The 26,549-nt window shown below is 66.7% G+C and carries 23 protein-coding genes; 13 read left to right on the top strand and 10 right to left on the bottom strand.

All coding sequences use genetic code 11. The features are described 5' to 3' along the window. Positions 1 to 47: 47 nt before the first annotated feature. On the bottom strand, positions 48 to 1,160 hold the full coding sequence (dnaN, locus tag TS85_RS17730) for a DNA polymerase III subunit beta (RefSeq protein ID WP_044333983.1): 1,113 nt from the start codon (positions 1,158 to 1,160) through the stop codon (positions 48 to 50). 148 nt (positions 1,161 to 1,308) lie between these two features. Then, complete coding sequence (locus tag TS85_RS17725) at positions 1,309 to 1,914, bottom strand: outer membrane protein (protein ID WP_044333982.1); 606 nt, start codon at positions 1,912 to 1,914, stop codon at positions 1,309 to 1,311. A gap of 320 nt (positions 1,915 to 2,234) precedes the next feature. Here TS85_RS17725 and TS85_RS17720 point away from each other — a divergent pair, with 320 nt between their 5' ends. After that, entirely contained in the window at positions 2,235 to 2,882 is a 648-nt protein-coding gene (locus TS85_RS17720) for a histidine phosphatase family protein (RefSeq protein WP_044333980.1), read from the top strand. Beyond that, positions 2,879 to 3,337, top strand: a complete 459-nt coding sequence (locus tag TS85_RS17715) for an invasion associated locus B family protein (RefSeq protein WP_044333978.1) — start codon at positions 2,879 to 2,881, stop codon at positions 3,335 to 3,337. Before TS85_RS17720 ends, TS85_RS17715 begins: the two co-directional genes overlap by 4 nt. Here the strand turns inward: TS85_RS17715 and TS85_RS17710 are convergent. Beyond that, positions 3,334 to 4,230 carry a LysR family transcriptional regulator gene (locus tag TS85_RS17710; RefSeq protein WP_044336553.1) on the bottom strand — a complete coding sequence of 299 codons (897 nt, stop codon included), beginning with the start codon at positions 4,228 to 4,230 and terminating at the stop codon, positions 3,334 to 3,336. The two genes, TS85_RS17715 and TS85_RS17710, sit on opposite strands and share 4 nt — an antisense overlap. Positions 4,231 to 4,322: 92 nt before the next feature. Here TS85_RS17710 and TS85_RS17705 point away from each other — a divergent pair, with 92 nt between their 5' ends. Further along, on the top strand, positions 4,323 to 5,270 hold the full coding sequence (locus tag TS85_RS17705; RefSeq protein ID WP_155006472.1) for an NAD(P)H-binding protein: 948 nt from the start codon (positions 4,323 to 4,325) through the stop codon (positions 5,268 to 5,270). A 49-nt stretch (positions 5,271 to 5,319) separates the two neighbouring features. Here the strand turns inward: TS85_RS17705 and TS85_RS25800 are convergent, their stop codons facing one another. Then, positions 5,320 to 5,805 (bottom strand): DUF4168 domain-containing protein, encoded by a 486-nt coding sequence (locus TS85_RS25800; RefSeq protein WP_052507997.1) that lies wholly within the window; start codon positions 5,803 to 5,805, stop codon positions 5,320 to 5,322. Positions 5,806 to 6,088: 283 nt separating this feature from the next. Between TS85_RS25800 and TS85_RS17695 the strand changes: the two genes are divergently transcribed. Genes TS85_RS17695 through TS85_RS17685 form a run of 3 tightly spaced genes read left to right on the top strand, consistent with a single transcriptional unit; the run spans position 6,089 to position 8,746 of the window. Continuing rightward, entirely contained in the window at positions 6,089 to 6,811 is a 723-nt protein-coding gene (locus tag TS85_RS17695) for an NYN domain-containing protein (protein ID WP_044333974.1), read from the top strand. Then, positions 6,811 to 7,995 (top strand): 23S rRNA (adenine(2503)-C(2))-methyltransferase RlmN, encoded by a 1,185-nt coding sequence (rlmN, locus tag TS85_RS17690; protein WP_044333972.1) that lies wholly within the window; start codon positions 6,811 to 6,813, stop codon positions 7,993 to 7,995. The genes TS85_RS17695 and rlmN overlap by 1 nt, the downstream gene beginning before the upstream one ends. Continuing rightward, a complete protein-coding gene (locus TS85_RS17685; protein WP_227698528.1) occupies positions 7,988 to 8,746 on the top strand; it encodes a sulfite exporter TauE/SafE family protein in 759 nt (252 codons plus the stop codon). Before rlmN ends, TS85_RS17685 begins: the two co-directional genes overlap by 8 nt. Positions 8,747 to 8,748: 2 nt before the next feature. Here the strand turns inward: TS85_RS17685 and TS85_RS17680 are convergent, their stop codons facing one another. Beyond that, entirely contained in the window at positions 8,749 to 9,372 is a 624-nt protein-coding gene (locus TS85_RS17680; protein ID WP_044333971.1) for a flavin reductase family protein, read from the bottom strand. 68 nt (positions 9,373 to 9,440) lie between these two features. Here TS85_RS17680 and TS85_RS17675 point away from each other — a divergent pair, with 68 nt between their 5' ends. The 7 genes from TS85_RS17675 (at position 9,441) to TS85_RS17645 (ending at position 18,771) form a co-directional block, all read left to right on the top strand. Next, positions 9,441 to 10,160: a cytochrome b/b6 domain-containing protein gene (locus tag TS85_RS17675; protein WP_044333969.1), complete on the top strand. Its 720-nt coding sequence runs from the start codon at positions 9,441 to 9,443 to the stop codon at positions 10,158 to 10,160. After that, positions 10,157 to 10,888 (top strand): molybdopterin-dependent oxidoreductase, encoded by a 732-nt coding sequence (locus TS85_RS17670; protein WP_044333967.1) that lies wholly within the window; start codon positions 10,157 to 10,159, stop codon positions 10,886 to 10,888. The genes TS85_RS17675 and TS85_RS17670 overlap by 4 nt, the downstream gene beginning before the upstream one ends. 83 nt (positions 10,889 to 10,971) lie before the next feature. Then, entirely contained in the window at positions 10,972 to 12,237 is a 1,266-nt protein-coding gene (locus TS85_RS17665) for an SAM-dependent methyltransferase (protein ID WP_044333965.1), read from the top strand. 83 nt (positions 12,238 to 12,320) lie between these two features. Next, entirely contained in the window at positions 12,321 to 13,541 is a 1,221-nt protein-coding gene (locus tag TS85_RS17660) for an argininosuccinate synthase (RefSeq protein WP_044333962.1), read from the top strand. A gap of 246 nt (positions 13,542 to 13,787) precedes the next feature. Beyond that, positions 13,788 to 15,302 carry an NAD(P)/FAD-dependent oxidoreductase gene (locus TS85_RS17655; protein ID WP_044333960.1) on the top strand — a complete coding sequence of 505 codons (1,515 nt, stop codon included), beginning with the start codon at positions 13,788 to 13,790 and terminating at the stop codon, positions 15,300 to 15,302. Next, the gene (locus TS85_RS17650) at positions 15,299 to 17,041 is read left to right on the top strand and encodes a hypothetical protein (protein WP_052507996.1); all 1,743 of its coding nucleotides are present in this window, start codon (positions 15,299 to 15,301) and stop codon (positions 17,039 to 17,041) included. The genes TS85_RS17655 and TS85_RS17650 overlap by 4 nt, the downstream gene beginning before the upstream one ends. Before the next feature lie 44 nt (positions 17,042 to 17,085). After that, positions 17,086 to 18,771: a hypothetical protein gene (locus tag TS85_RS17645; protein WP_044333958.1), complete on the top strand. Its 1,686-nt coding sequence runs from the start codon at positions 17,086 to 17,088 to the stop codon at positions 18,769 to 18,771. A 2-nt stretch (positions 18,772 to 18,773) separates the two neighbouring features. Here TS85_RS17645 and TS85_RS17640 read toward each other — a convergent pair whose 3' ends face one another. The 5 genes from TS85_RS17640 to TS85_RS17620 all read right to left on the bottom strand — a co-directional run bounded on the left by TS85_RS17640 (position 18,774) and on the right by TS85_RS17620 (position 26,268). Further along, entirely contained in the window at positions 18,774 to 19,913 is a 1,140-nt protein-coding gene (locus TS85_RS17640; RefSeq protein WP_044333956.1) for a GNAT family N-acetyltransferase, read from the bottom strand. A gap of 48 nt (positions 19,914 to 19,961) precedes the next feature. Continuing rightward, a complete protein-coding gene (locus TS85_RS17635) occupies positions 19,962 to 21,236 on the bottom strand; it encodes a mechanosensitive ion channel family protein (protein WP_044333955.1) in 1,275 nt (424 codons plus the stop codon). Further along, on the bottom strand, positions 21,236 to 22,420 hold the full coding sequence (metC, locus tag TS85_RS17630) for a cystathionine beta-lyase (protein WP_044333953.1): 1,185 nt from the start codon (positions 22,418 to 22,420) through the stop codon (positions 21,236 to 21,238). Before metC ends, TS85_RS17635 begins: the two co-directional genes overlap by 1 nt. Next, on the bottom strand, positions 22,417 to 23,262 hold the full coding sequence (locus TS85_RS17625; RefSeq protein WP_044333951.1) for a sulfurtransferase: 846 nt from the start codon (positions 23,260 to 23,262) through the stop codon (positions 22,417 to 22,419). The genes metC and TS85_RS17625 overlap by 4 nt, the downstream gene beginning before the upstream one ends. 114 nt (positions 23,263 to 23,376) lie before the next feature. Continuing rightward, positions 23,377 to 26,268, bottom strand: a complete 2,892-nt coding sequence (locus TS85_RS17620; protein WP_077228868.1) for a TonB-dependent receptor — start codon at positions 26,266 to 26,268, stop codon at positions 23,377 to 23,379. Positions 26,269 to 26,549: the final 281 nt, after the last annotated feature.

The raw sequence follows: 26,549 nt of genomic DNA, 5'->3' as shown, positions 1-26,549 counted from the left end.
AAATAGCGGGACCCGAGCGCGATTTCAAGTCAGGGACGGTGCTTAGGTCACACCCGCATCGGCATGAGGACGTACAGCGCGGGCGACGAATCATTCTCGCGGATCAGCGTCGGCGCAGCGGCGTCGGCGAGGTGGACCTCGACCAAATCGCCTTCGATCTGGCCGAGAATGTCCATCAGATAGCGGCTGTTGAAGCCGATCTCGAACGGCAGCGAGGTATAGTCGCCGGGGACTTCCTCCGCCGCAGCGCCGTTTTCGGGGCTGGTCACCGACAGGATCACCTTGTCGCGATCCAGCGCCATCTTGACCGCGCGGGTCTTTTCGGTGGCGATCGTCGAGACGCGGTCGACGCCCTGCATGAAGCTCTTGGGGTCGATCTTGAGGATCTTGTCGTTCGCAGTCGGGATGACGCGCGAATAATCGGGGAAGGTGCCGTCGATCAGCTTCGACGTCAGGATCGCCTGGCCCAGGTCGAAGCGGACCTTCGAATTGGACAGCGACACGCCGACCGACCCGTCGACTTCGTCGAGCAGCTTGCGCAGCTCCGCGATGCATTTGCGCGGCACGATCACGTCGGGCATCGATTCGGCACCGTCGGGCCGCGCCACGGTGACGCGCGCGAGGCGGTGGCCGTCGGTCGCGGCGGCGCGCAGCAGCGGCGTCGCCTCATCGGTGACGTGCAGGAAGATGCCGTTGAGATAATAGCGTGTCTCTTCGGTCGAGATCGCGAATCGCGTCTTGTCGATGATCTGCTTGAGCGTTTCCGCAGGCAGCTCGAACGTCACCGGCAATTCGCCCTCGGCGATCATCGGGAAATCGTCGCGCGGCAGCGTCGACAGCGTGAACTTGGCGCGGCCGGCGTTGACGGTGATCCGCCCCTCCGCCGCCGACAATTCGACCTGCGATCCCTCGGGCAGCTTGCGCACGATGTCGAACAGCGTGTGCGCCGACACGGTGATCGCGCCGGGCTGGTCCACCGCCGCCGGGATCGTCTCGTCGATCTGGAGATCGAGATCGGTCGCCATCAGCCGCATCCTGCCGCCCTCCTGCGCTTCGATCAGCACATTCGAGAGGATAGGGATCGTGTTGCGCCGCTCGACCACCGACTGGACGTGGCTGAGGCCCCTCAACAGAGTTGCGCGTTCGATCGTCGCCTTCATGTCTTCCAAACCCCCGGGCCGCCGCCCTTATTCCACCAATAGCCGTGCGGCCGGTGGCAGTTCGCCGATTCTTACCCTTAACGGCAAAAAGGGCCGGGGCAAGCGCCCCGACCCTTTGATCCACACCAAATTCGGCGCGGAAAGCGTCTCAGAAACGGATGCCGACGCCGCCGAGCACCTGATGGCGATGCGCGTCGATGCCGTTATTGCCTTCGTCATACTTCGAATAGCGATATTCGGCCTTCACATAGACCTTCTGGTTCAGCTTGACCTCGGCGCCCGCGCCGACGCGCCAGCCATCGACCGTGTCATGGTCCTCGATCAGGCCGGTCGCCGCCGAGTTGTAGCTCGTGTCGAACCGGGCATTGGTGTAGCCGCCCTTGGCGTAGATCATCGCATTGGGGCTGGCGAGGAAGCCGACGCGACCGCCGACATAGAGGTCGCGGCCCGCCTTGGCGCGGAGCCGATCGCCCACCACGAGCACGCCATTGGCGGTATCGCGCGTGGTCGAGCCGGTGGCCTCACCCTCGAAGCCGAGGATCGCGCTGCCCATCTGGACGTCATAGCCGATCTGGCCGCCATAGGTGACGCCGTCGCGCGAGCCATTGTTCAGCGAATCGTCGCCGACATGGTCCCAGCCGACAATCGCTTCGACGCGCGGGCCGGTGAAGCCCGAATCGGCGGTCTGGGCAAAGGCCGGCGCGGCGAAGGCGGTGCTGGCGACGAGGGCGGCGATGAAAATCTTGGTACGCATATGGATACTCCCTTTAAGCGAGACTGGCCCAGAATGGGGCAGGACAAGACAGGACCGGGCGCAGCCGCGCCGGCCGGAAAAACACGAAAATGCAAAAGGTTTCGGCGTGCGTGGCGCGGTGCGCGGGCAATGCCGATGCGCGGGCTAGCGGCGCGCGAGCGTGGGTGAGATACGCATGAATACTCCCTTGATTTCTTTTACCGAGCCCGTGTGCCCGGGCTGGGTGTGCTAGTGGAGTACCGCAGCTTGCCCCTGCCTGAACGAAACGAACTTCGACCGAAACATTGCGTTTCGCATCCGGACCAGTGAGGAGAAGCACCATGGCCACCAACCGCAAGGGACGCGATTTCATCGCGCGGCACGGCGAGACCGTGTTCAACATCGCCCGCCGGATGCAGGGCGACCACCCGCACACCCCGCTCACCCGCGCCGGATTCGCGCAGGCCGAGGCGATGGGGGTGGCGCTTCGTGCGGTCCTGGGCCCGCGTCCGCCGATCACCTTGTGGTCGTCGAGCGCGGGGCGTGCGCTCCAGACGCTGGCGGTGATCGCCGAGCATCTCGAGCTCGACTGGCACCAGGCGCGCACCGACGACCGACTGGTCGAAATCGGCATGGGCGAATGGAGCGGGCGCTATTATGCCGATCTCCATGCCGAGGCGCCGGGGTTCCTCGATGTCGAGCATGGCCTGTATTCGCGGCCCCCGCCCGGCGGCGAATGGTATGATTCGATCGCCGCGCGGGTCTCGTCGTGGCTGGCGGATACCGATGACGATCCCGGCGACCGGCTGGTGATCATGCACGGCATGTCGAGCCGCATCCTACGCGGGGTGATGACCGGGCGCGACGTGATGCCGCAATTCGACGCGGCCGTCGCACCCGATTTGCCCCAGGGATCGGTGGTGCGGATCGAGAACGGCATCGAGACGGTGGTCCATACCGGCACGGGGCGCGGCGCGGCGCCGGCATGATCGCGCTGGCGCTGCTGCTCGTGATGCTGCCGCGCGATGCGCTGGGCGTGTTCGACAGCTGGGGCGCGTTTCGCGATCCCTCGCCGCTGCATTGCTTTGCGATCGCCGAGCCGGCGGGGCGCAAGGCGGCGTCGCGCCCCTTTGCCAGCATCGCGACCTGGCCGCGCGACGGTGTGCGCAACCAGCTCCATATCCGGCTGAGCCGCGCCCGTGCGGCGAGCGCCCGCGTGACGCTGTCGATCGGGGAGCGCCGGTTCGAGCTGACCGCGGGGGATGCCGACGCCTGGGCGCCCGATTCGCGCACCGATTCGGCGGTGGTCGCCGCGATCCGTTCGGGGCGGAGCATGAGCGTGGAGAGCGTCGGCGCCAATGGCGCGCCATTCGCGGACACCTATGCGCTGAAGGGCGCGGCGACGGCGATCGACGCGGCGGCGCTGGGCTGCGCGGGGCGCTAGCTGGCCATATAGCCGCGCAGCCCGGCGACCAGCGCGTCGAACACCGCGCGCACCCGCGCGATGCCGCGCATGTCTTCGTGGCACACCACCCAGGTTTCCAGGTCGAACGCGAAGGCATCGGGCGCGACTCGGATCAGCCCGCCGCGGCGGGCGAGCGGGACCTGGCACACGCCGATGCCGATGCCCGCGCGGATAGCGGCGAGCTGGGCGAGGTCGCTGTCGGTGCGGAAGCCGAAATCCTTGTGCGCAATCGTCAGGCCCCGCGCCTGCACCGCGCGCAACAGGGCTTGATCATTCTCGATCCCGATGAACCGGTGCGCGCCCGCCTCGGCCAGCGAAGCGGGGGTCCCGTGCACCGCGAGATAGCCGGGATGGGCGTGCAGCCCCAGCACCACCGTCCCGACGCGCTGCGCGACCAGCGCCTCCTGCCGCGGCGCGACCATCCGGATCGCGATATCGGCTTCGCGACGCAACACATCCTCGGCGCGGTTGGTCGGGCTCAGCGCGATCGTCAGCGCGGGGTGTGTCGCCAGCAGCGGCGCGAGGAGCGGCGGCAGCACCTCGACTGCGATCACGTCGCTGGCGGAGATGCGCACCGTCCCTGCGATCTCGTGCGCGTCGGCGGATGCCGAGCGGGCAAAGGCGTCCGCCGCCAGCGCCATCGCGCGGGCATGGTCGGCGAGCAGCAGCGCCCGCTCGGTGGGGAGCAATCCGTTGGGTGATCGCGTGAACAGCGCGCCGCCGGCAACCGCCTCCAAGTCCGCGATCCGGCGCCGGACGGTGGGCTGCGCCACGCCCAGCCGGCGCGCGGCGGCGGACAGGCTGCCTTCGTCGATGACCGCGAGAAAGGCGCGCTGGCGTTCCCAATCGGTGGCGAGGTCGCGCTGGCTCATCAAAAATATATAGGCGCGATGGCAAAGTTCGACAATTTCAAACATGCCGCGAAGAGCCCACCTCCGGACGCATCGAAGCGATGGAGGCGGACATGCAGAAGACGATATTGATCCTGGGGGCGACCGGCGGCGTCGGCGGCGAAACCGCAAGCGCGCTGCTCCGCCACGGCTGGGCCGTGCGCGGGCTGGTGCGCGGCATCCGGCCTGGCCTGGACCCCGCAATCACCTGGTTCGAGGGCGACGCGATGGACCGCGCCGCGGTGCTGCGCGCGGCGGAGGGGGTGTCGGCGGTGTTCCATGCGGTGAACCCGCCGGGCTATCGCGACTGGGACAGGCTGGTGCTGCCGATGGTCGAGAACAGCATCGCCGCCGCGCTGGCGAACGATGCGCGGCTGGTTCTGCCCGGCACGATCTACAATTACGATCCCGCTGTGACCCCGGTCGCTGTGCCCGATTCGCCGCAATCGGCGCAGACCCGCAAGGGGCGCATTCGGGTTGCGATGGAGCGGCGCATTCAGGACTCAGGCGTCGCGGCGCTGATCGTGCGGGCGGGGGACTTCTTCGGGCCGAAGTGCGGCAATGGCTGGCTGGCGCAGGGGCTGGTCAAGCCGGGGCAGCCGGTGGCCGCGATCCAATATCCGGGCGCGCCCGGTGCGGGGCATGCCTGGGCGTATCTGCCCGATCTGGCGGAGACCTTTGCCCTATTGCTTGACCGTGACGCCGCGTTGCCGCGTTTCGCCCGGTTCCACTTCGCCGGAGTCTGGGATGCCGATGGCAGCGCGTTCACCGGCGCTATCGCGCGGGCTGCGGGCACGACGCCGACGGTGAAAGCGATGCCCTGGGCGCTGCTGGCGCTGATCGCGCCGTTCAACACCACGATGCGTGAGCTGCGCGAGATGCGACCGTTCTGGCAGCACCCGCTTCGGCTCGACAATGCCGCGCTGGTCGAATTTCTGGGATCGGAGCCGCACACGCCGCTCGACGATGCGATGCGCGCGTCGCTGGCCGGGCTCGGATGCATCGCACCGGCGACTGCGTGAAGCTACCGGCGCGCAACAGGGGGGCGGTACGCCGTACCGCCCCGTTCTCTTACTGGGCCGGGGTCGTGATCGCCGCGGCAGCAGTCTGAATCCGCTGGTTGAGCGCCGGATCGTTGCGCATCGCCTCCGAAATCTCGTTGAAGCGCGTCGGTTCGATCCCGGCGGCGGTGATCGCCTCGATCGACTTGGCGTTCTTGTCCGCAGCCGGGACGGTCGCGTCGCTCTGAACCTTGGTCACGGCCAGCGCGGCGGTGGCGAACTGGGTGACTTCGGCGTCGGTGACGGGGGCGGGCGTGGTCGCGCTGGCGGTCGCGTCCGGGGTCATGGGCGTGCCCGGGGTCGTGGGCGTGCCTGGCGTGGTGGGCGTGGTCGGGGTGCCCGGCATGGTCTGGGTTCCCGGCGTCGTGGGAGTGCCCGGCATGGTCTGGGTCCCAGGCGTCGTCGGCGTGCCCGGCGTCGTCTGCGGAGCGGTCTGTGCGAAGGCAATCGGGGTGGTCATCAGCGCCGCACCCAGTGCGATAGATCGGATAAGCATCACGTTTTTCTCCAAAATTCGGTTCGCCCCCGTGTCAAGCTGGGTTCCGGCGGACGCAAATGGCAAGTCTGTCCGCGACGGTGCGTTGCCTGCACGGGATAGGAGATACGCACTAAGCGCGGATTGGCTCCCTGCGGCCCGGTGGGAGGCGAATTCTTGACTTTCCCGAGGATGTTGCTACTTAAAGCATATCCCGTCCCCGGCTTGCCGTCTTGAGGCGCTCGAAAGAGCAGGTATCCGCTCAAGGCCGCTCCCGGGGACAATTTGTTTTCTGGACATTGCGATGGCAACGGCAATTCTGGTTGATGGGGCGTTCTTTTTGCGTCGCTTCAAGCATTGTTTCCCCGACCATGATCGCAACGATCCCAAAAGCGTCGCGCACGGCCTAGGCCTGCTGGCATATTGGCATTTGAGCCACAGGATCGGCTACCCTCTGCTGATCGAGCAGGTTTCTGGGCACGAACTCCAGCTTTCCGAGTCCCGCGACTTCTACCGGATTTTCTTTTACGATTGCACGCCGCTAACGAAGCGGATGCACCGGCCGCTTTCCCGCAAATCGGTGGATTGGGGAAAGACCGTCGAGGCCCGGTTTCGGCTCGACCTTCACGCCGAAGTGCGCAAGCTTCGCAAAGTTGCGCTGCGGCTGGGGCGCCTGAACGACACGTCCAGATGGCGCCTGAGCGAGAGCGCGACCGCGCGGTTGATCCAGTCTCCGACCGATTTCGTGCCCATGGACGAGGATTTCGAAGTCGATACCAAGCAGAAGGGCGTCGATATGCGCCTGGGCCTGGATGTCGCGTCGCTGGCCTTCAAGCATCAGGTCGATCAGATCGTGATCGTCGCGGCAGATGCCGATTTCGTCCCCGCCGCCAAGCTCGCTCGGCGAGAGGGAATAGATGTTATCCTGGATCGCATGGGCGACCAGAGAGCGGCGCAAGACCTCATCGAGCATGTCGATGGCATTCGTGATTGCTTCTTGCCACGCCGGAACGCCAAGGAAGAATGATGCAGATACCCGGCCACATCGACCCCGTGCCCGTTCCGCGCGCCTTGGTGCCGCGCGCCGATGGGCGTATCGACTTGCTCGGGCTTTCCAAGCTCGACCTGCGCATGGCGCTGGAGACGTCGCAGCTCGAGCCCAAACAGGCCAAATTGCGCGCCAAGCAGCTCTGGCACTGGATCTATAATCGCGGGGTCACCGACTTTGCGCTGATGACCGACATCGCCAAGACGATGCAGCCCTGGCTGGCGCAGCGTTTCGTCATCAGCCGCCCGCAGGTGGTGGAGGCGCAGGTCTCCAGCGACGGCACGCGCAAATGGCTGCTGCGCTCGGACGATGCGCAGGATTACGAGATGGTGTTCATCCCCGACGCCGATCGGGGGACCTTGTGCGTGTCGAGCCAGGTCGGCTGCACGCTCAATTGCCGCTTCTGCCACACCGGCACGATGCGGCTGGTCCGCAACCTGCTCCCCGCCGAGATCGTCGGCCAGGTGATGCTCGCGCGCGATTCGCTGGGCGAATGGCCGAGCCAGCCCGAGGGGCGGATGCTCACCAACATCGTGATGATGGGGATGGGCGAGCCGCTGTATAATTTCGACAATGTCCGCGATGCGCTGAAGCTGGTGATGGACGGCGACGGGATCGCGCTGTCGAAGCGGCGGATCACGCTGTCGACTTCAGGCGTGGTGCCGATGATGGCACGCGCGGGGGAAGAGATCGGCGTCAACCTCGCGGTGTCGCTCCATGCCGTGACCAAGGAAGTCCGCGACGAGATCGTCCCGCTCAACCGCAAATACGGGATCGAGGAACTGCTCCAGGCGTGCGCCGACTATCCCGGCGCGAACAATGCGCGGCGGATCACGTTCGAATATGTGATGCTGAAGGACAAGAACGACAGCGACGCCGATGCGCGCGAGCTGGTCCGGCTGATCAAGAAGTACAAGCTGCCCGCCAAGGTCAATCTGATCCCGTTCAATCCCTGGCCCGGCGCGCCCTATGAATGTTCCGCGCCGGAGCGGATCAAGGCGTTTTCGAACATCGTGTTCGAAGCGGGCATCTCCGCCCCGACGCGCACCCCGCGCGGGCGCGACATCGATGCGGCATGCGGGCAGTTGAAGACCGCGAGCGAGAAGAAGAGCCGCGCCGAGCTGGACCGCCAGGCCGAAGAGAAGATGGCCGCGCTTGGTTGACCTTGCCGGGCTGGCGCTCGCCGCCGCCGCGGGCATGCTCGGCGGTGCGATGAATGCGCTGGCGGGGGGCGGGACCTTTGCCACATTGCCCGCGCTCATCGCGATGGGGCTGCCCGCCAATGTCGCCAATGCCACGTCGAACGTCGCGCTGCTGCCGGGAGCGGGGGCGAGCGCATGGGCGTTTCGCGACGAACTGGCGCCGGTCGGCGGGCTCGGGGTGCGGACGCTGGCGGCGATCACCTTTGCCGGCGGGCTGGCGGGGAGCATGCTGCTGGTGGTGACGCCGACCCGGACCTTCGACGTGCTGATCCCGTGGCTGTTGCTTGTCGCGTTCGCGGCGATCGCCTTCGGGCGGGTGGCGTCGGAATGGCTGCGCGCGCGCGTTGCGATCGGGCCGCGCACGCTGGTCGTCGCGCAGTCGCTGCTGGGGATCTATGGCGGCTATTTCGGCGGCGGCGTGGGGTTGATGACCACGGCGACCTATGGGCTGCTCGCGGGGGCCGATCCGCGCTCGCTCTTCTCGATCCGCACGCTGATGCTCGCGGTGGCCAATCTGGCGGCGGCATTCGTGTTCGTCGCTTCGGGGCTGATCCGGTGGTCGGCGTGCCTGCCGATGCTCGCGGGCGGCATCGTCGGCGGCTGGCTGGGGGCGAAGCTCGGCAAGCGGCTGTCGCCCCGGCTGGTGCGGATCTGGACGCTGCTGGTGACGGCGGCGACGACTTTGGTGTTCTTCCGCCGCGCCTATTTCTAGATTCAGCGCGGGCGCGGCATTTTGAACAGCGCATCCTCGCCAATCTCGAAATAGTCCGCCGGGCCGCCGCCGCGCAGGATCGGGTGCGGGCGTGCGGTCTGGTAGATGCCGTCCTCCAGCATTGCGCGGTCGATATGCACTCCAATGGCTTCGCCGAGCACGAGCCATTGGTCGAGCGCCGCGCCCTCCTTGGTCTCCAGCCGGACGAGCTGGGTCAGCCTGCATTCGAACTGCACCGGGCTGCCCGCGACGCGATTCGGGCGGACCAGCGTCGAGGGAAGCGCGTCGAGCCCGGCCAGCGCGAATTCGTCGATCTCGGGCGCGACGCTCGCCGAGCTGGCATTCATCGCCTCCGCCTGCGCGCGGGTGGCGAGGTTCCAGACGAACTCGCCGGTCGCCTGCACATTGGCGACGCTGTCCTTCCACCCCATCGACGAAAAGCCGATGATCGGCGGGCGATAGTTGAACAGCATGAAGAAGCTGTACGGCGCGAGGTTGCGGACGCCGTCCGGCGAGACGGTGCTGACCCAGCCGATCGGGCGCGGCGCGACGATGGCGTTGAGCGGGTCATGGGGGAGGCCATGGCCCTTGCCGGGCTCGTAGAAATGGAAATCGGCATCGGGCATCAGCGGTGAAACCTTTTGGCCCGATACCGCGAATGGCGTATTGGCGAGGCGGACGGGAAAGGGATGACATGGCGAGCGATCCCGGTTCGGGCAAGGATGCTTTGGTATATCGCCATCGGCTGATCACGCGCCTGTGGCACTGGATCAACGCGCTGGCGGTGTTCGTGATGATCGGCAGCGGGCTGATGATCTTCAACGCGCATCCACGGCTCTATTGGGGGCATTTCGGCGCGAATTACGACCCCGCCTGGCTGGAGCTGCCGCGCTTTCCGGGCTGGGTGACGATCCCCAGCCACTACAGCCTGTCGGGCGCGCGCCACTGGCATCTTTTCTTCGCGCTGGTGCTGGCGTTCGGGCTGCTCGTCTATCTGCTGGGGAGCCTGGCCAACCGCCATGTCCAGCGCGACCTGCGCATCCGTCGCCGCGAGCTTTCGGGCCGGCATTTATGGGCCGATTTCCGCGCGCATCTCGCGCTGCGCTTCCATGATCCGGAGAGCCCGCGCGATTACAATATCTTCCAGAAGCTGTCGTACATCGGCGTGTTGTTCGTGCTGCTGCCGGTGCTGATCCTCAGCGGGCTGGCGCTGGCGCCGGGGATGTGGCCGTGGATCGCGGACCTGTTCGGCGGGCGGCAATCGGCGCGGTCGGTGCATTTCATCGCGATGGCGCTGCTCACCGGCTTCGTGCTGGTGCATCTGACGCTGGTGATGCTCGCCGGGCCGCTGGACGAAGTGCGGTCGATGATCACCGGCTGGTGGCGTGTACCGGGGACGGGGGAGCGCAAATGATCACACGCCGCAACCTGCTCGTCACCGGCGGCGCGACCTTGCTCGCCGGATGCGATTCGCTGAGCGACAGCCCGGTGCTGATGTCGGCGGACGAGGCGCATCATTTCCTCCAGCGATCGATCGTGGGGCGCGCGGCGCTGGCCCGCGAATTCCGCGCCGACCAGAGGAGCCCGCGCTTCCGCGTCAACGGCACCGCCAATCCCAACACCCCCAGCTATTCCGCGATGGCCGCCAATCGCTTTGTCGACTGGCGGCTGGCGGTCGACGGGCTGGTCGCGCGCCCGCTGTCGCTCAGCCTAGCCAACCTGCGATCGCTGCCTCAGCGCGCGCAGATCACCCGCCACGATTGCGTCGAGGGCTGGAGCGCGATCGGCAAGTGGCAGGGGCCTCGGCTGGAGACCTTGCTCCAGCTCGCAGGGCTCCGGCCCGAGGCGCGCTATATCGTGCTGCACTGCGGCGACAGCATCGCCGGCCAGCCCTATTATGAATCGATCGACCTGGTCGATGCCTTCCACCCCCAGACCATCCTTGCCTGGGCGATGAACGACGCGCCGCTGACGGTCGGGCACGGCGCGCCGGTGCGGCTGCGGGTCGAGCGCCAGCTTGGTTACAAGCAGGCGAAATACGTCATGCGAGTCGAGGCGGTGGCGACGCTCGACGGCATCGGCAAGGGCAAGGGCGGGTTCTGGGAGGATTATAACGGCTATGAATGGTACGCCGGAATCTGACCGGCGCGTTTTTTCCGCATTGCGGAAACTTTCCCGATCCCTAGGTTTGCCGCAACGGGGCGGGGAAGCCTGGAGAACGTCTACTGATGTTGATCGACCGGTTTTTCGCCCACGCGGTCAGGCGAGGCACACTCACCGTACTTCACTCGAACGGAACGCAACGCGAATTTGGAACGCCATCGCTCGACCTGCCGCCGGTAACGATCCGGCTGGCAAAGGGCGCGGCGGGCGCGATTCTGCGCGATCCGAGCCTGGGCGCCGCCGAAGCGTTTATGGACGGCAGGCTGGTGATCGAGCAGGGCGACATCCTCGGCCTGCTCAACCTCATCACCGCCAATCATCGCTGGGAAGCGGGTACGGCGACGCTGAACCCGACGGCGTTGCGACGGCTGGTCGGCGCCGCCGCGTTCCGGATCGGGCGCTACAACATGGCGAAGCGATCGAAGCGCAACGTCGCGCATCATTACGACTTGTCCGACCGGCTCTACGATCTCTTCCTCGACATCGATCGCCAATATAGCTGCGCCTATTTCACCGACCCCGCGAACAGCCTGGAGCAGGCGCAGAGCGACAAGAAGGCGCATATCGCCGCCAAGCTGGCGCTCGAGCCTGGGATGCGCGTGCTCGACATCGGCTGTGGCTGGGGCGGGATGGCGCTGTATCTTCATGCCAGGACCGGCGCCGAAGTGCTGGGCGTGACGCTGTCCGAGGAACAGCTCAAGGTCGCGCGGCGACGTGCAGTCGAAGCCGGGGTGGCCGACAAGGTCCGTTTCGAGCTGATCGATTATCGCCACGTCACCGGCCAGTTCGACCGCATCGTCTCGGTCGGCATGTTCGAGCATGTCGGCACGCCGCATTACCGCACCTTCTTCCGCAAATGCCGCGAGCTGCTGACGCCGCAGGGCGTGATGCTGCTCCACACGATCGGTCGCGCCGGCGGGCCGGGGGTGACCGACAAGTTCACGCTCAAATATATCTTTCCCGGCGGCTATATCCCCGCGCTGTCGGAGATCGCGAAGGGTTATGAGGGGCTGCGCTTCTACATGACCGATGTGGAAGTGCTGCGGATGCATTACGGGCATACGCTCAAGCATTGGTACGACCGCACCATCGCGGCGCGCGACGACATTGTCGCGCTGTATGACGAGCGCTTCTACCGGATGTGGACCTTCTACCTCGCCGGTTGCACGGTCAGCTTCCTGAACGGCGGGCTGGTCAATTATCAGCTCCAGTTCGCGCGATCGCGCGACGCATTGCCGATCACGCGCGATTATATGTTCGAAGCCGAGCAGCGCCTGCGCGACGGCGGCGACGCGGGGGATGGCGACCGAGCGCGGGTTTGCGCCTGAGCTCGGCGCCGGGGTCGCTTGCGAATCCCGGCCCCCGACCCTAGAGGGCCAGCGTTCCCTGCCCTGCCGGAGTTTGCTGCCTCATGTCCGATCAGATCAACCGAGTCGTCCTCGCCTATTCGGGCGGGCTCGATACCAGCGTGATCCTGAAGTGGCTCCAGCAGACGTATAACTGCGAAGTCGTGACCTTCACCGCCGATCTGGGGCAGGGCGAGGAGCTGGAACCCGCGCGGCGCAAGGCCGAGATGGCGGGGGTGAAGCCCGAGCATATCTTCATCGACGATTTGAAGGAGGAGTTCGTCCGCGACTTCGTCTTCCCGATGATGCGCGCCAATGCGCTGTATGAGGGGCTGTACCTGCTCGGCACGTCGATCGCGCGGCCGCTGATCGCCAAGCGCCAGATCGAGATTGCGAAGATGGTCGGCGCCGACGCGGTCAGCCATGGCGCGACCGGCAAGGGCAACGACCAGGTCCGCTTCGAGCTCGGCTATTATGCGCTCGCGCCCGATATCAAGGTGATCGCGCCGTGGCGCGAATGGGATCTGACCAGCCGTACCCGGCTGATCGAATTCGCCGAGCAGCACCAGATCCCGGTGAGCAAGGACAAGCGCGGCGAAGCGCCCTTCTCGACCGACGCGAACCTGCTGCACACTTCGTCCGAGGGCAAAGTGCTGGAGGACCCGTGGGACGAGGTCCCCGATTATGTCTATTCGCGCACCGTGAACCCCGAGGACGCGCCCGACGCGCCCGAGACGATCACGATCGATTTCGAACGCGGCGACGGCGTCGCGCTGAACGGCGAGGCGATGAGCCCGGCGACGCTGCTCGCCGCGCTCAACGAACTGGGCCGCAAGCACGGCATTGGTCGCCTCGACCTGGTCGAGAACCGCTTCGTCGGCATGAAGTCGCGCGGCATGTATGAGACCCCGGGCGGGACCATCTACCACCTCGCGCATCGCGGGATCGAGCAGATCACGCTGGATCGCGGCGCCGCGCACCTGAAGGACGAATTGGCGCCGCGCTATGCCGAGCTGATCTATAACGGCTTCTGGTTCGCGCCCGAGCGCGAGATGCTCCAGGCCGCGATCGACCATAGCCAGGAGAAGGTGACGGGCACCGTCCGGCTGAAGCTGTACAAGGGCAATGTCATCGTCACGGGCCGGAAGTCGCCGCACACGCTGTACAGCGAGAAGGTGGTGACGTTCGAGGACGATCAGGGCGCGTATGACCAGCGCGATGCTGCGGGCTTCATCAAGCTCCAGGCGCTCCGCCTGCGCCTGCTGGGGCGCCGCGACGGGCGCTAAAGCGGGGTTTTTGTGCGCCTGACGGCGCATTGCGGCCCCGGCCCGCTCCCCCACCCGGCCACCCAACGCCAGTGTATTCTATGGGTGGCCGGGTGGGGGAGCGGGCCGGGGCCGCAACAAAAATGCGCTCTTCCGCGCATTTTTCAAACAGCCGCCCCTCCGGGTTTACCCGGATATTAACCAGAATTTATCGCTTCCCCCCGCATTGCCGGAGCATCCCATGCTCCACCGGGGGGAAGCACCAGAATGCCCGCTACCAGCAATGCCGTCGACGTCGCGATCATCGGGGCGGGACCGGCTGGCCTGACCGCGGCCTATCTGCTTACGAAAGCGGGCTATTCGGTCAGCGTGATCGAGAAGGACCCCGTCTATGTCGGCGGGATCAGCCGTACCGTCGAGCATGGCGGTTTCCGTTTCGACATTGGCGGGCACCGGTTTTTCTCGAAATCGAAGGAAGTGGTCGATCTCTGGAACGAGATCCTTCCGCATGATTTCATCGAACGCCCCCGGATGAGCCGCATCTATTATGGCGGCAGATTCTACAGCTATCCGTTGCGCGCGTTCGAGGCGCTGTTCAATCTGGGGCTGTGGACGTCGAGCCTGTGCATGGCGAGCTATGCCAAGGCCAAGCTGTTTCCGCGCAAGGACGTGAAAAGCTTCGAGGATTGGGTCGTCAACCAGTTCGGGCACAAGCTCTATTCGATCTTCTTCAAGACCTATACCGAGAAAGTGTGGGGGATGCCGTGCGACACGATGTCGGCGGACTGGGCGGCGCAGCGGATCAAGGGGCTGAGCCTGGGCAAGGCGGTGCTCGACGGGCTCAAGCGCTCGCTGGGGCTCAACAGGACCCCCAATGACGGGATGGCGACCAAGACGCTGCTCGAGACCTTCCGCTATCCGCGCAAGGGGCCGGGGATGATGTGGGACGCCGCGCGCGACCGCGTCGTCGAGGGCGGCAATCATGTCCTGATGGACCATGCGCTGAAGGCGATGGCGTATAACGACGCAACCCAACGCTGGAACGTCCAGGCGACGCGCGGCGACGGCGCGGTGGTGACGATCAACGCCGCGCATGTGATCTCGTCGGCGCCGATGCGCGAGCTGGCGGGGCGTATCCAGCCGATGCCCGCTGCGATTCCGGCGGCGCTGGACCTCCAGTATCGCGACTTCCTGACGGTCGCGCTGATGATCCGTTCGGAGGATCTGTTCCCCGACAACTGGATCTATATCCACGAACAGGGCGTGAAGGTGGGCCGCGTCCAGAATTTCCGGAGCTGGTCGCCCGAAATGGTGCCCGACGAATCGATCGCGTGCGTCGGCCTGGAGTATTTCTGCTTCGAGGGCGACGGGCTGTGGCGCATGGCGGACGACGATCTGGTCGCACTGGCGACGCAAGAGCTGGCGCAACTCGGGCTCGCCGATCCGGCGACCGTCGTCGGCGGCGCAGTGGTGCGGCAGGAAAAGGCGTATCCGGTCTATGACGAGGGCTATCGCGACAATGTCGATGCGCTGCGCCGCGAGCTGGAGGCGCGTTATCCGACGTTGCACCTGGTCGGCCGCAACGGCATGCACCGCTATAACAACCAGGACCATGCGATGATGACCGCGATGCTGACGGTCAAGAACATCGCCGCCGGTGCCCGCGTCTATGACGTGTGGAACGTCAACGAGGACGCCGAATATCACGAGAGCGGCACCGAGGGCGAGAAGGCGGCGCTCGCGTCCGAGCGGCTCGTGCCGGAACGCCTGAAGGCGGCATGACCCCGCGTCCGTTATGGCCGGCGATCACGATCGGCTGGACGCTGGCGGCGGTTTTGCTGCTGGCGATGAGCGCGGGGGCGATCGGCGAATGGCGGTTCCCCGACCCCGATGACGCGATGCGGCTGATGGAGGTGCGTGACCTGGCCGCCGGGCAGAGCTGGTGGGATGTCAGCCAGCACCGGCTGGCAGGCGGGGACCTGCACTGGTCGCGGCTGGTGGACTTGCCGCTGGCCGCCGTCCTGCTGCTCACGCGCCCGTTGCTGGGGCAGGCAGGCGCCGAGACGGCGGCGCTGATCGCCGTGCCGCTGCTGACGATGGCGGCGATGTTCGCGCTCGTCGCGGTCCTTACCCGGCGCGTGGCGGGGGAGGAGCCCGCGCGGCTGGCGGTGCTGATCGCGCCGCTTTCGGTGCCGCTGCTCTACCAGATGCGACCGCTGCGGATCGATCACCATGGGTGGCAGGTCGTGCTGGCGCTTGCCGCGCTGACCCTGCTGGTCGGCCGACCGAGCATCAGGGCCGGGGCGCTGCTGGGGGCGTGCCTCGCGGCGCTGGTCACGATTTCGCTCGAAGGACTGCCGATCGCGGCGGCACTGACCGGCATCGTCGCGCTGGCCTGGGCATTCGACCCGGCGCGCAGGCCGATGCTGCTGGGCGCCGTGTGGGGGCTGTTCCTGTCGGCGTTGCTGCTCCAGCTTGCGACGCGCGGGGTCCAGTATGCGGCACCGATGTGCGACGCGCTGACGCCGGACTGGCTGCTGGTGCTCGGCGTCGGGGCGATCGGTGCCTCTGCGGCCAGCCTGACGGGGCGGGGGCCTCTGGCGATTCGGCTGGCCGCGCTTGCATTTGTGGGCGCGGTTGCCGTCGCGGTGTTGCTGTACACTGCGCCCGAATGCGTCGGGGGGCCGTTCGCGCAACTCGATCCGCTCACGCGGCGGATGTGGTATGAGAACACCGACGAAGGCCTTCCGCTGTGGCGACAATCCTCGCTGGTCTGGGCCGGGCTGACCATCGGGCTGCCCGTCACGGGCCTGATCGGCACCGTACTGGCGCTGTGGAGCAGCCCGGCGGCGATGCGGATGCGCTGGATGCTCGTTGCGGCGGCGCTGCTTGCAGCCTTGGTGCTTGCGGCATTGGTCATGCGGGCGGGCGCGACGGCCAATGCCTTCGCGATCCCCGGCGCGGCCTGGGCATTGGATCATATGCTCCGTCGCGCCCGCCGGATCGAGGGGGCCGGCGTGCGCATGGTGGCGACGGCGGGCGCGTTGGTGACGATATGCCCCGGCCTGATCGTGCTGGCCGTGGCGGGTTTTCCGCAGACCGAGGCGGTCCGCGCCGGGCAGCAGCGCCCCGCGTCTGGGGTGCAGTGCGAACGGGGACTCGATGCGCGCGTGATCGGCACCGCGCTGCCGCCGTCGCGGATCTTCGCGCCGCTCGACCTGACGCCCGATATCCTGGTCGCCACGCCGCACCAGGGCATCGCCAGCGGCCATCACCGCAACCATGCCGCGATGCACGATGTGATCGCCGCCTTCACGGGCACGCCCGATAACGCGCACCGCATCCTCCGCGGCTATGGCGCCCGCTATCTGGTGGTGTGCCCGGGGCTCAACGAACCCGAATTATACCGCGAGGAAAGTCCGCACGGTTTCTGGGCGCAGCTCGAGGATGGCGCGCGTTTCGACTGGCTGGAGCCCGTCGAAATCGCCAATTCCCCCGTTCGCGTGTGGCGCATCCGCTAACCACCGCTTGCAGCGGGGGCCCCGGCCCGCTTAAAGCCTGAACGATGGACAGGGGGAAAGCGCTGCAGTGGTGGCAGGCACGGTGGTTCGTGGCGCTTGCGACCTTGATTGCCACGATACCATTGCTGTGGCCGGAGATCCCGCCGCTGGTCGACTTGCCCGGGCATATGGGGCGGTATCGCGTCCAGCTGGTGTACGATCAGGTCCCGTGGCTGCACGACTGGTATAATTTCCAATGGTCGCTGATGGGCAATCTGGGCGTCGACCTGCTCGTCATCCCGCTGAGCCACGTCTTCGGTCTCGAATTCGCAGTGAAGCTGATCGTGATTGCGATCCCGGCGATGACGGTTGCCGGGATGCTGATGATCGCGCGCGAAGTGCATGGCCGCATCCCGGCGACTGCGCTGTTCGCGCTGCCGCTGGCCTATGCCTTTCCGTTCCATTTCGGCTTCGTCAATTTCGCGCTGTCGATGGCGCTGGCGCTGCTGGCGTTCGGTTGGTGGCTGCGGCTCGCGCGGCAGGGGCGGTTCCTGCTGCGCAGCATCGTGTTCGTGCCGGTGTCGATCCTGATCTGGGTGGCGCACACTTTTGGCTGGGGGATGCTGGGCGTGCTCGCCTTTTCCGCCGAGCTGATCCGCCAGCACGACCTGCGGCGCAGCCCCGGCGTGCCATGGTACCGCGATCTGGTCCACGGCTGGCTGCTTCCCGCGATCCATGCCGGCATCCAGTGCCTGGTGCTCGCCCCGCCCGCGCTGCTGATGGTGGCGTGGCGCAGCGGCGGGCATGTCAGCGGCCAGACCGGCGACTGGTTCAACTGGCGCGCCAAGACTTTGTGGGTGACGCAGGTGTTTCGCGACCGCTGGCAGCTGTTCGACATCGCGTCGGTCGGGGTGCTGTTCCTGCTGCTGCTGAAGGCGGTGCGCGACCCCAATATCCAATATTCGCGCAACCTGGCGCTGTCGGGGCTGTTCCTGCTGGCGGTGTATATCCTGTTGCCGCGGATCGTGTTCGGATCGGCCTATGCCGATATGCGGCTGGTGCCGTTCCTGCTCGCGATCGGGATTCTCGCGATCCGGCCCAAGCCCGGCCTGTCGATCCGCGGCGCAGCCATGGTTGCGGCGCTGGGCATGGCGTTCTTCGGCGCGCGGATCGCGGCGACGACCTATAGCTTCTATCTCTACGGCAAGTCCTATGACCGCGAGCTGGTGGCGCTCGAGCATCTGCCGCAGGGCGCGCGGCTGGTGAGCTTCGTGGGCGAGACCTGCTACAACGAATGGACGATGACGCGGCTCCAGCATGTCCCCGCGCTCGCGCTGGAGCGCAAGCTGGCCTACACCAACGACCAATGGTCGATGGCGGGCGGCCAGTTGATGACGGTGCGCTATGCCGACGCAAAGCGTTTTGCCCATGACCCGTCGCAGATCGTCACCGACGTCCAATGCCCGCGCGAATGGTGGCGGCCGGTGCCCTGGGCGCTGGCGCGATTCCCGCGCGATGCGTTCGACTATGTCTGGATGATCCGCCCGCCTGGCTATGATCCGCGCTTCGAGCAGGGGCTGATCCCGGTATGGCGCGACGGGACGAGCGCGTTGTTCAAGGTCGACCATAGCGTGCCCGCGCCGGTGGTGATGCCGGGCGAACTGCCGGTGCCGCGCTGGGAACGCGAGCTGATCCTCAACGACGGGCGCCAGCCCAAGGTGATGATCAGCCCCGGCAACGACAGCCGATAGCGCTATCCGCTGCGGCGGAAGGGCATCATCTCGCCCAATATGTCCTGCTCGCGCTCGACCGCCAGCCGCTCGCGTTCGAGGAAGTCGGCGACGGCGCGGCGAAAGCCCGGATCGGGGAGGTAATGCGCCGACCAGGTCGTGACCGGGGCATAGCCGCGCGCCAGCTTGTGCTCGCCCTGCGCCCCCGCCTCGACTCGCGCCAGCCCGCGCGCGATCGCGGCGTCGATCGCCTGATAATAGCAAAGCTCGAAATGGAGGAAGGGCACTTCCTCGGTGCAGCCCCAATAGCGGCCATAGAGCGTGTCCGCGCCGATCAGGTTGAGCGCCCCCGCGATCGGCACGCCGTCGCGCTCGGCGAAGATCAGCAGTACTTTGTCCGCCATCTCCGCGCCGAGCAGCGAGAAGAACGCGCGCGTCAGATAGGGCTGCCCCCATTTGCGGGCACCGGTATCCTGATAGAAGACCCAGAAGGCGTCCCAATGCGCCTCGGTGATCTCCGCGCCGGTCAGGTGGCGGATGGACAGCCCCTCGAGCGCCTGCGCGCGCTCCTTGCGGATCGCCTTTCGCTTGCGGCTGGCAAGCACGCCCAGGAAATCGTCGAACGCGGCATAGCCGTCATTCTGCCAGTGGAACTGGGTGCCCGCGCGGATCAGCCATCCCGCCGATTCGAACCAGGGAAGCTGCTCCTCCGACAGGAAGGTGGCATGCGCCGAGGACAGCCGGTTCTGGTCGGTCACCGCCTCGATCCCGGCGATCAGCGCGGGCGCCAGCGCCGGATCGCGCAGCAGCAGTCGGGGGCCGGGGACGGGGGAAAAGGGCACAGCGACCTGGATCTTGGGGTAATAGCGCCCGCCCGCGCGCTCCCACGCATCGGCCCAGCCATGGTCGAAGACATACTCCCCCTGGCTGTGGGTCTTGGCATAGGCCGGGGCGATCGCCGCGGGCAGGCCGTCGGTGCCGTCGATCACGATCGGCAGCGGCTGCCACCCCGCCTCTGCCGTCGCGGAGCCCGAGCGTTCGAGGATCGAGAGAAAGGCATGGCCGATAAACGGGTTCACCGTGCCGGCACAGGCATCCCATGCCGCCGCGGGTATCGAGGCGACGCCATCGGCGATTCGGGCGGTTACGGGCGGGGAGGACACGGGCGGCAAGATAGGGCGCGCCGCGCCCCCGCGCGAGGGGGCATCCGCTCAGCCTGCATCGGAGGCAGTCGCGCCGCGGACGCGCACCTCGCGCTGGGGCAGGGGGATGCGGATGCCGTGTTCCTGGAACAACAGCCACAACCGGTTGAGCACGTCGCTGCGGACATTGCCGACGCCGCTTTCGGGATCGCTGATCCAGGCGAGGATCTCATGCTCGACGCCGTTCTCGCCGAACGCCATCAGCCAGACATTGGACCGCGGATCTTCAAGCACGCGCGGGCTCTCCTCCGCGGCGCGGAGCATCAGTTTCTGCGCGAGCGCCAGATCCGAATCATAGGCGACGGTCACCGGGATGCGGACCCGCACGTTGCGGTCGGTAAAGGACCAGTTCTCCACCTCCTGCGTCATCAGATTCTCGTTCGGGATCAGATGCTCCTTGCCGTCGCGGGTGATGATCGAGACGGCGCGTACGCCGATCTTGTTCACCCAGCCAAAGCTGTCGCCCACCACGATCACGTCGCCCGGCTTGATCGAGCGATCCATCAGCAGGATGATCCCGGCGATCAGATTACCCACGGTCTTTTGCATGCCGAAGCCGATCGCGAGCCCGAACGCGCCCGAGAAAACGGCGAAGGCGGTCAGGTCGATCTGGAGCAGGTCGACTCCGACGAAAAAGGCGAGCAGCACCGCCGCGATGCTCGCCAGCTTCTGAAACAGCAGCTTCTGCGTCGCGTCGAACCCCCGCGCGCGTTCGATGCTGTGCGCGACCATCCGGTTCGCCAGCCGGACGCCCGCGAATAGCAACATCACCGTGACGCCGAAGGTGACGACCGACAGCAAGGTAAAGTCGCGGTGCCCGACGCGCACCCCCACGCGGTCGAGCGTGGTCGAGACTGCGGCAATGCCCCCGATCGCGTGCGCCAGGATCGCAGTGAACACGATCGCCGCGAAGCTCCACGCCGCCCAGCGCGGCAAGTGGAGGCCGCGCAGCAATTCGATCGCGACCATTGCCGTCGCCGCGCCTTGGGCAAGGCCGATCCCGAGTGCGGCGAGCGGCCCCCAGGGCCAGGCTTCGGCAAGGATCGCGAGCAGGATCGCCGCGCTGCCATGGCGCAGGATCGCGCAGAGCCGCGGCCCCAGCCCGGGCGTCGCGGACGAGACGTGGCGATTCCATTGGCTCGCCGCCCAGTCGCCCAGATGCCGTCCCGTAATCCAGCCGATCGCCAGCGCGACAAGCACCAGCGCCATCGACACCCCCGCTTCGCTCAGTTCGGCGGGGTCGGGGAGGTTATGCCCGGCGAGCCAGGCGCCAAGCCGCTGCATCAGCCGCGCGCCGCGGTGAAGCGTGCGAGCCCGGCTTCGAGATCGGCGATCAGGTCGTCGGGGTCCTCCAGCCCGATCTGGAGCCGGACCAGCGGCCCTTCGGCGCGCCAGGGCGTTTCGGTGCGGATACGCTCGGGGTCGGCGGGGATCGCCAGGCTCTCATAGCCGCCCCAGCTATAGCCGATCGCGAAATGCTCGAGCCCGTCGATCAGCGCGGTCCGCGCGGCGTCATCGCCGCCGTTGAGGACGAACGAGAACAGCCCGGAGCTGCCCTTGAAATCGCGCACGAACAGCGCGTGGCCGGGGCAGTCGGGCAGCGCCGGATGCAGCACGCGCGCGACCTCGGGGCGCGCCTTCAGCCACTGCGCGATGCGCAGCGCGGTCGCCCCCTGTTCCTTCAGCCGCAATGCCATCGTGCGCAGGCCCCGGCTGCCGAGCCAGGCGTCGTCGGGGCTGGCGATCTGGCCAAGCTGATAGGTCGCGGCGCGCAGCCGGGCATACTGCCCCTCTGCTGCAGTCACCGATCCGAGCATCACGTCCGAATGGCCGACGATATATTTGGTGCAGGCCAGGATCGAATAATCCACGCCCATCGCGATCGCGGGCAGCAGCAGCGGCGTCGCCCAGGTATTGTCGAGCAGTGTCGTGATCCCGCGTGCCTTTGCCACCGCGACGATCGCGGGGATGTCCTGGACCTCGAAGGTCAGGCTGCCCGGGCTTTCGAGGAAAATCGCGCGGGTGCGATCGGTGCAATATGCGGCAATCCCGGCACCCGCCATCGGATCGTAGAAGCGCGTGGTGATCCCCATCCGCTTGAGCATGCCGTTCGAAAAGCCGCGCGTGGGTTCATAGGCGCTATCGGGGACGAGCAGTTCGTCGCCCGGCGACAGCACCGCCAGCAGCGCCGTCGTGACCGCGGCGACGCCGGAAGGGTAGAGCAAGGTGGCTTCCGCGCCCGGCTCCAGTTCGGTCAGCGCATCGGCGAGCGACCATTGTGTCGGCGTGCCGCGGCGCCCGTAATAGAGCTTGTGGTGGGTGTCCGCGGCGTTGCGCGCGCGCATCTCGGCGATCGAGTCATAGACGATGGTCGAGGCGCGCCAGACGGGCGGGTTGACGATGCCCTGGGTCCATTCGGGGCGGCGACCGCCGGTGACGACCTTGGTCGCGTCCTTCTTGTCGCTCATGCCGGGCCGAGCGCCTTTGGAGTGGCGGGGTCCGCGCCCCATTCGGTCCAGCTGCCATCGTAGAGCGCGGCATCGTGGCCGAGCAGATGCGCGGCGAAGACCAGGACCGCAGCGGTGATCCCCGACCCGCAGCTCGCGACCAGCGGGCGGTCCAGCTCGATTCCGGCATCGGCAAAGGCCTGGGCAAGCGCCTCGGGCGATTTCCAGCTGCCATCGGCCTCGAACAGCCGGGTATAGGGCAGGCTGCGCGATCCGGGGATATGTCCCGATCCGCAATCGGCGCGCGGATCGGGTTCCTCGCCCGTGAAGCGCGCCGCCGAGCGGGCGTCGACGACCTGTTCGGCGGCGCTGGCGAGATTGGCGAGCATCTGCACCTTGTCGCGGACGCCGCCGCCCCGCTCGACCGAGAGGGGCTGCGTGGGGATCACCGCCGGTGCCGCGGTATCGAGCGGACGGCCCTCGGCGCGCCATTTCGCGATGCCCCCGTCGAGAAGCTTCGCGTCGACGCCGTACATGCGCAGCACCCACCAGGCGCGGCACGACGTATGATGGGCGCTGTCGTCATACAGCACGATGTGCGACTCGGGCGTCCAGCCCAGCGCCGCCATCCGCGCCGCGAACACGTGCGCCGGCGGCAGCATCGACGGCAGCGGGTCGGTTGCGTCGACCAGCGTGTCGAGATCGAGGAACCGCGCGCCCGGAACATGCCCAGCCGCATAGTCGGCACGCGGATCGCGCGGCGGCGACCCCGGCAGGGTGGAGGTGTAGCTCGCATCGAGCAGCAGCAGCCCCGGCGTGCCGATCGCACCCGCCAGCCAGTCGGTTGTCACCAAAGCATCCATGTCGCGCCTTGTAGGGGGGGCAGGGAGTGGCGTCGAGGGGTGCCGGCCCGCACACGACAAAGGGCCGCCGCACCCTGCTGGATGCCGCGGCCCAGTCGGTCGATCGGGAGTCGACTAGAGCTTGAAGCGCGCGCCGATCAGCAGCGTGCGGCCGAAGTGATTATACTCATAATTGCGGTCGGTGGCCTGATCGACATAGCGGTCGCGATAGGCGTCGGTCAGGTTGATGCCCTCGATCGACAGCTCGATCTGCGGCGTCAGCTTGTAGCGGACCGATGCATCGACGTTGATCGCATCGTTATAGCCTTCGAACACATTGCCTGTCGCGCTGCTCGCCTCGACGAACGGGCTGCGATAGCTGACCGAGCCGCGTGCCGAGAATTTGGCGTCCTCATAATAGAGCGTGCCGTTCACCGCGCGCTTGGAAAGTTGGTACAGCGTGTTGGTGCGCACCGCCGCGACGTTGCCGCCGCCGGGCGTGGTGGCGGGCAGATTGACCGTATAATCGGCATCCGAATCGACCAGCGTGCCGTTGATGATCCCGCCAAAGTTGCTGAGGAATCCCGGCAGGAAGCGGAACGGCGCCTGGAGCGAGATTTCGATCCCCTTCAGGTTCGCGCCGGTGCCGTTGACCTGGGTGTTGATCGTCCAGAGCTGACCCTCCGGATTGGAGAAGGCGGGGGCGCTGGGCGCGATCAGCGACAGCGGCAGCCCGGTCGAGGCATAGGTGCCCTGGATCGACTGCGACACCGGGAAGCTGGAGATTTCCTTCTTGAACAGCGCGACCGAGAAGATCGACTGCGGCGCGAAATAATATTCCAGCCCAAGGTCATAGGCAGTGGCGCGATAGGGATCGAGCTGCGGGTTGCCGAAGCTGATCCGGTAGTTGAACCCGTCGACCGAACCGCCCGGGGTCAGCAGCGCGAGCGTCGGCCGGGTGACGACCTTCGACACGGCCGCGCGCAGGATCAGGTCGTCATTCGGGTACAGCGCGAAGTTCACGGCCGGCAGGAAATCCTCATAGTCGCGCTTGATGTTGACGAGCGTACCGCTGTTGTAGCCGGTCGAGCTCTGGTCGGTGCGGACATAGCGGATGCCGGCATTCAGCGCATAGCGCCAGCTGCCGCCCAGATCGCCCTTGGCGTCGAACTGGAGATAGCCGCCGCTAACCTCCTCAATGACGCCGCGATCCGAGGTGAGGTCGGCGACCGCGGTGCGCTGGTACAGCTTGGTAAAGTCCGCGGCCGCGGCAAGGTTGGGGATGATCCAGCTATTGGTGTTGCCCGCGGGCTGGCCCGCATTGCCGAGGGTGAACAGCTCGGAGAGCGCCGCGGTCACCGGGAAGCCATAGACCGCGGTCGGCCCGAACACCGAAGAGGCCGAGCAGGTGATCGTGCCGAGCACGACGTCCGGCGCTGCGGTCGTCTTGGTCGGGCAGACCACGGTGCTGCGGTTGGAGGAGAAGTTCTTGAACTCGAACCGGCGATAGACGCCGCCTGCCTTGACCGTGAAATCCTCGGTCACGTCCCATTCGGTGCGCAGCTGCGCGGTGCGGAACTTGTTGTGGACATAGTTGGGCGCGTCGCGGATTTCGGCGAGCTGAAAGTTCGCCGGATCGGTGACCGACGTGCCGAACTTGAGCACCGGCGAGCGCATGTCGGTATAGTCGTAGCTATAGCCCTGCGCATCGCGATCGTCGAAGATCATCGTCGATTCGACCGGGACGTCGGCGTTCGATTGCGAGAAGCCGCCCATCAGGGTGAAGCGGAAGTTGTCGCCCAGATCCTGATCCCAGCTGCCGCCGAGCTGATAGAATTTGGTGCTCGATTCGCGGTAGAAGCGCTCGGTGCGGACCCAGGCGTCGTTGAGCGTCGCCTTGACCAGATTCTTGTTGGCGTCGATTACATAGTTGCTGACGTCGATAGAGCGTTCGTTCGAGCGCAGCAGCACTTCGCCCCAGCGCTCGCTGCGGGTCTGGTCGAACTTCGAATAGAGGCCGTCGATCGAGATCTTGGTCGCGTCGGAGGGCGCCCATTGGATGCTGCCGGTGATGCCGATCCGCTCGCGGCCGAGGCTGACTTCGCCATAGCGCGGGATGCGCGGGTGGAAGGCGAGTGCGGCCGCGTCGCAACCGGCGCTGGAGCGATATACGCCGCCGGTATTGGCGACCGGCGTCGTGCCCGTCGCGCTGTTGTAGAAGCACGGCGTGCCGTTGACCGAATCGAACCGAGCCTGTGCCCAGCGCACCGTGTTGTTGCCCAGCTCGAGCGTGTCGAGCTTCGAATAGGCGGCCGACGCGGCGACGCCGAACTTGCCCGAGGGCGATTTCCACGCGACCAGCCCGGCGAGGCGCGGGCCCCAGCTCTTGGCCAGGTCGTTATAATTGGCGAGCCCCGAGCCGACCAGCGTCAGCCCGGTCTTGCCGCCCAGCGGATTGCCGGTGTTGAGATCGACCACCGCGCCCAGCGAGCCTTCGTCGAGCGACGCCTCCGCGGTCTTGTGGACGACGATCGAGCTGAACAGTTCGGAGGCGAAGACATTGAAATCGAACGCGCGCTCGCGATTGGCGGCGGCGCCGTCGTTCGACGTGGCGATCGTCTCCATTCCGTTGACGCGGACGCGCGTGAACTGCGCGCCGAGACCGCGGACGGTGATCGAACGCCCTTCGCCGCCGTCGCGCTGGATCGAGATGCCGGGGATGCGCTGGAGCGATTCGGCCAGGTTCTGGTCGGGGAATTTGGCGATGTCTTCGGCGACGATCGCGTCGACCGACGACACCGAGCCGCGCTTGACGTTGAGCGCCGCCTGGAGCGACTGGCGGAAACCGGTGACCACGATCTCGTCGGCGGGCGCGTCCGGATCGATCGCGGCTTCGGCGGCGGGGGCCGGGGTATCCTGGGCATGGGCAGTTGCGGGCAGCAACAGGCCCAGCGCGAGCGCGGCCATCGACGTGCCGCCCGCGACGCGGGCCAGGGATTTTACGGGAACGGAAACCGAAGAGCGCATGTCATCCTCCATGAACGCCGCGAATGGCGGTAGGTCCGACGCGCGCACTGCTGCACACCATCGGACGCGAATAAGGAGGCTGATAAGCGTACCAACATTCTTGGCCTCCCCCGAACGGACGCTCTGTGGCGACTCGTTCTCCCGGTCTGCTGGTAACCGGTGTCAGGTAAGAGCTATCGACGCTCGAGCCCCTTGTCAACGCCCGCGAAGCGGATTGACGCCGGGATTTGACACCGGTAGCATATTGGGGCTCGCCAACCCGGGGCAACCGGGGGAGAGGC

The sequence above is a fragment of the Sphingomonas hengshuiensis genome (assembly GCF_000935025.1).
Lineage (GTDB): Bacteria > Pseudomonadota > Alphaproteobacteria > Sphingomonadales > Sphingomonadaceae > Sphingomonas > Sphingomonas hengshuiensis.
The sequence above is the reverse complement of the archived record's forward strand: the minus strand, read 5'-3'. Positions and strand labels throughout refer to the sequence as shown.

Excerpts from the sequence above, each read along its gene's own strand:
- TS85_RS17725 (WP_044333982.1), bottom strand. The coding sequence starts at position 1,914 with ATGCGTACCAAGATTTTCATCGCCGCCCTCGTCGCCAGCACCGCCTTC.
- metC (WP_044333953.1), bottom strand. The coding sequence starts at position 22,420 with ATGAGCGACAAGAAGGACGCGACCAAGGTCGTCACCGGCGGTCGCCGC.
- rlmN (WP_044333972.1), top strand. The coding sequence starts at position 6,811 with ATGCAGATACCCGGCCACATCGACCCCGTGCCCGTTCCGCGCGCCTTG.
- TS85_RS17680 (WP_044333971.1), bottom strand. The coding sequence starts at position 9,372 with ATGCCCGATGCCGATTTCCATTTCTACGAGCCCGGCAAGGGCCATGGC.
- TS85_RS17710 (WP_044336553.1), bottom strand. The coding sequence starts at position 4,230 with ATGAGCCAGCGCGACCTCGCCACCGATTGGGAACGCCAGCGCGCCTTT.
- TS85_RS25800 (WP_052507997.1), bottom strand. The coding sequence starts at position 5,805 with ATGCTTATCCGATCTATCGCACTGGGTGCGGCGCTGATGACCACCCCG.
- TS85_RS17705 (WP_155006472.1), top strand. The coding sequence starts at position 4,323 with ATGCAGAAGACGATATTGATCCTGGGGGCGACCGGCGGCGTCGGCGGC.
- TS85_RS17695 (WP_044333974.1), top strand. The coding sequence starts at position 6,089 with ATGGCAACGGCAATTCTGGTTGATGGGGCGTTCTTTTTGCGTCGCTTC.
- TS85_RS17625 (WP_044333951.1), bottom strand. The coding sequence starts at position 23,262 with ATGGATGCTTTGGTGACAACCGACTGGCTGGCGGGTGCGATCGGCACG.
- TS85_RS17620 (WP_077228868.1), bottom strand. The coding sequence starts at position 26,268 with ATGCGCTCTTCGGTTTCCGTTCCCGTAAAATCCCTGGCCCGCGTCGCG.
- TS85_RS17670 (WP_044333967.1), top strand. The coding sequence starts at position 10,157 with ATGATCACACGCCGCAACCTGCTCGTCACCGGCGGCGCGACCTTGCTC.
- dnaN (WP_044333983.1), bottom strand. The coding sequence starts at position 1,160 with ATGAAGGCGACGATCGAACGCGCAACTCTGTTGAGGGGCCTCAGCCAC.
- TS85_RS17635 (WP_044333955.1), bottom strand. The coding sequence starts at position 21,236 with ATGCAGCGGCTTGGCGCCTGGCTCGCCGGGCATAACCTCCCCGACCCC.
- TS85_RS17715 (WP_044333978.1), top strand. The coding sequence starts at position 2,879 with ATGATCGCGCTGGCGCTGCTGCTCGTGATGCTGCCGCGCGATGCGCTG.
- TS85_RS17660 (WP_044333962.1), top strand. The coding sequence starts at position 12,321 with ATGTCCGATCAGATCAACCGAGTCGTCCTCGCCTATTCGGGCGGGCTC.
- TS85_RS17650 (WP_052507996.1), top strand. The coding sequence starts at position 15,299 with ATGACCCCGCGTCCGTTATGGCCGGCGATCACGATCGGCTGGACGCTG.
- TS85_RS17655 (WP_044333960.1), top strand. The coding sequence starts at position 13,788 with ATGCCCGCTACCAGCAATGCCGTCGACGTCGCGATCATCGGGGCGGGA.
- TS85_RS17675 (WP_044333969.1), top strand. The coding sequence starts at position 9,441 with ATGGCGAGCGATCCCGGTTCGGGCAAGGATGCTTTGGTATATCGCCAT.
- TS85_RS17645 (WP_044333958.1), top strand. The coding sequence starts at position 17,086 with ATGGACAGGGGGAAAGCGCTGCAGTGGTGGCAGGCACGGTGGTTCGTG.
- TS85_RS17720 (WP_044333980.1), top strand. The coding sequence starts at position 2,235 with ATGGCCACCAACCGCAAGGGACGCGATTTCATCGCGCGGCACGGCGAG.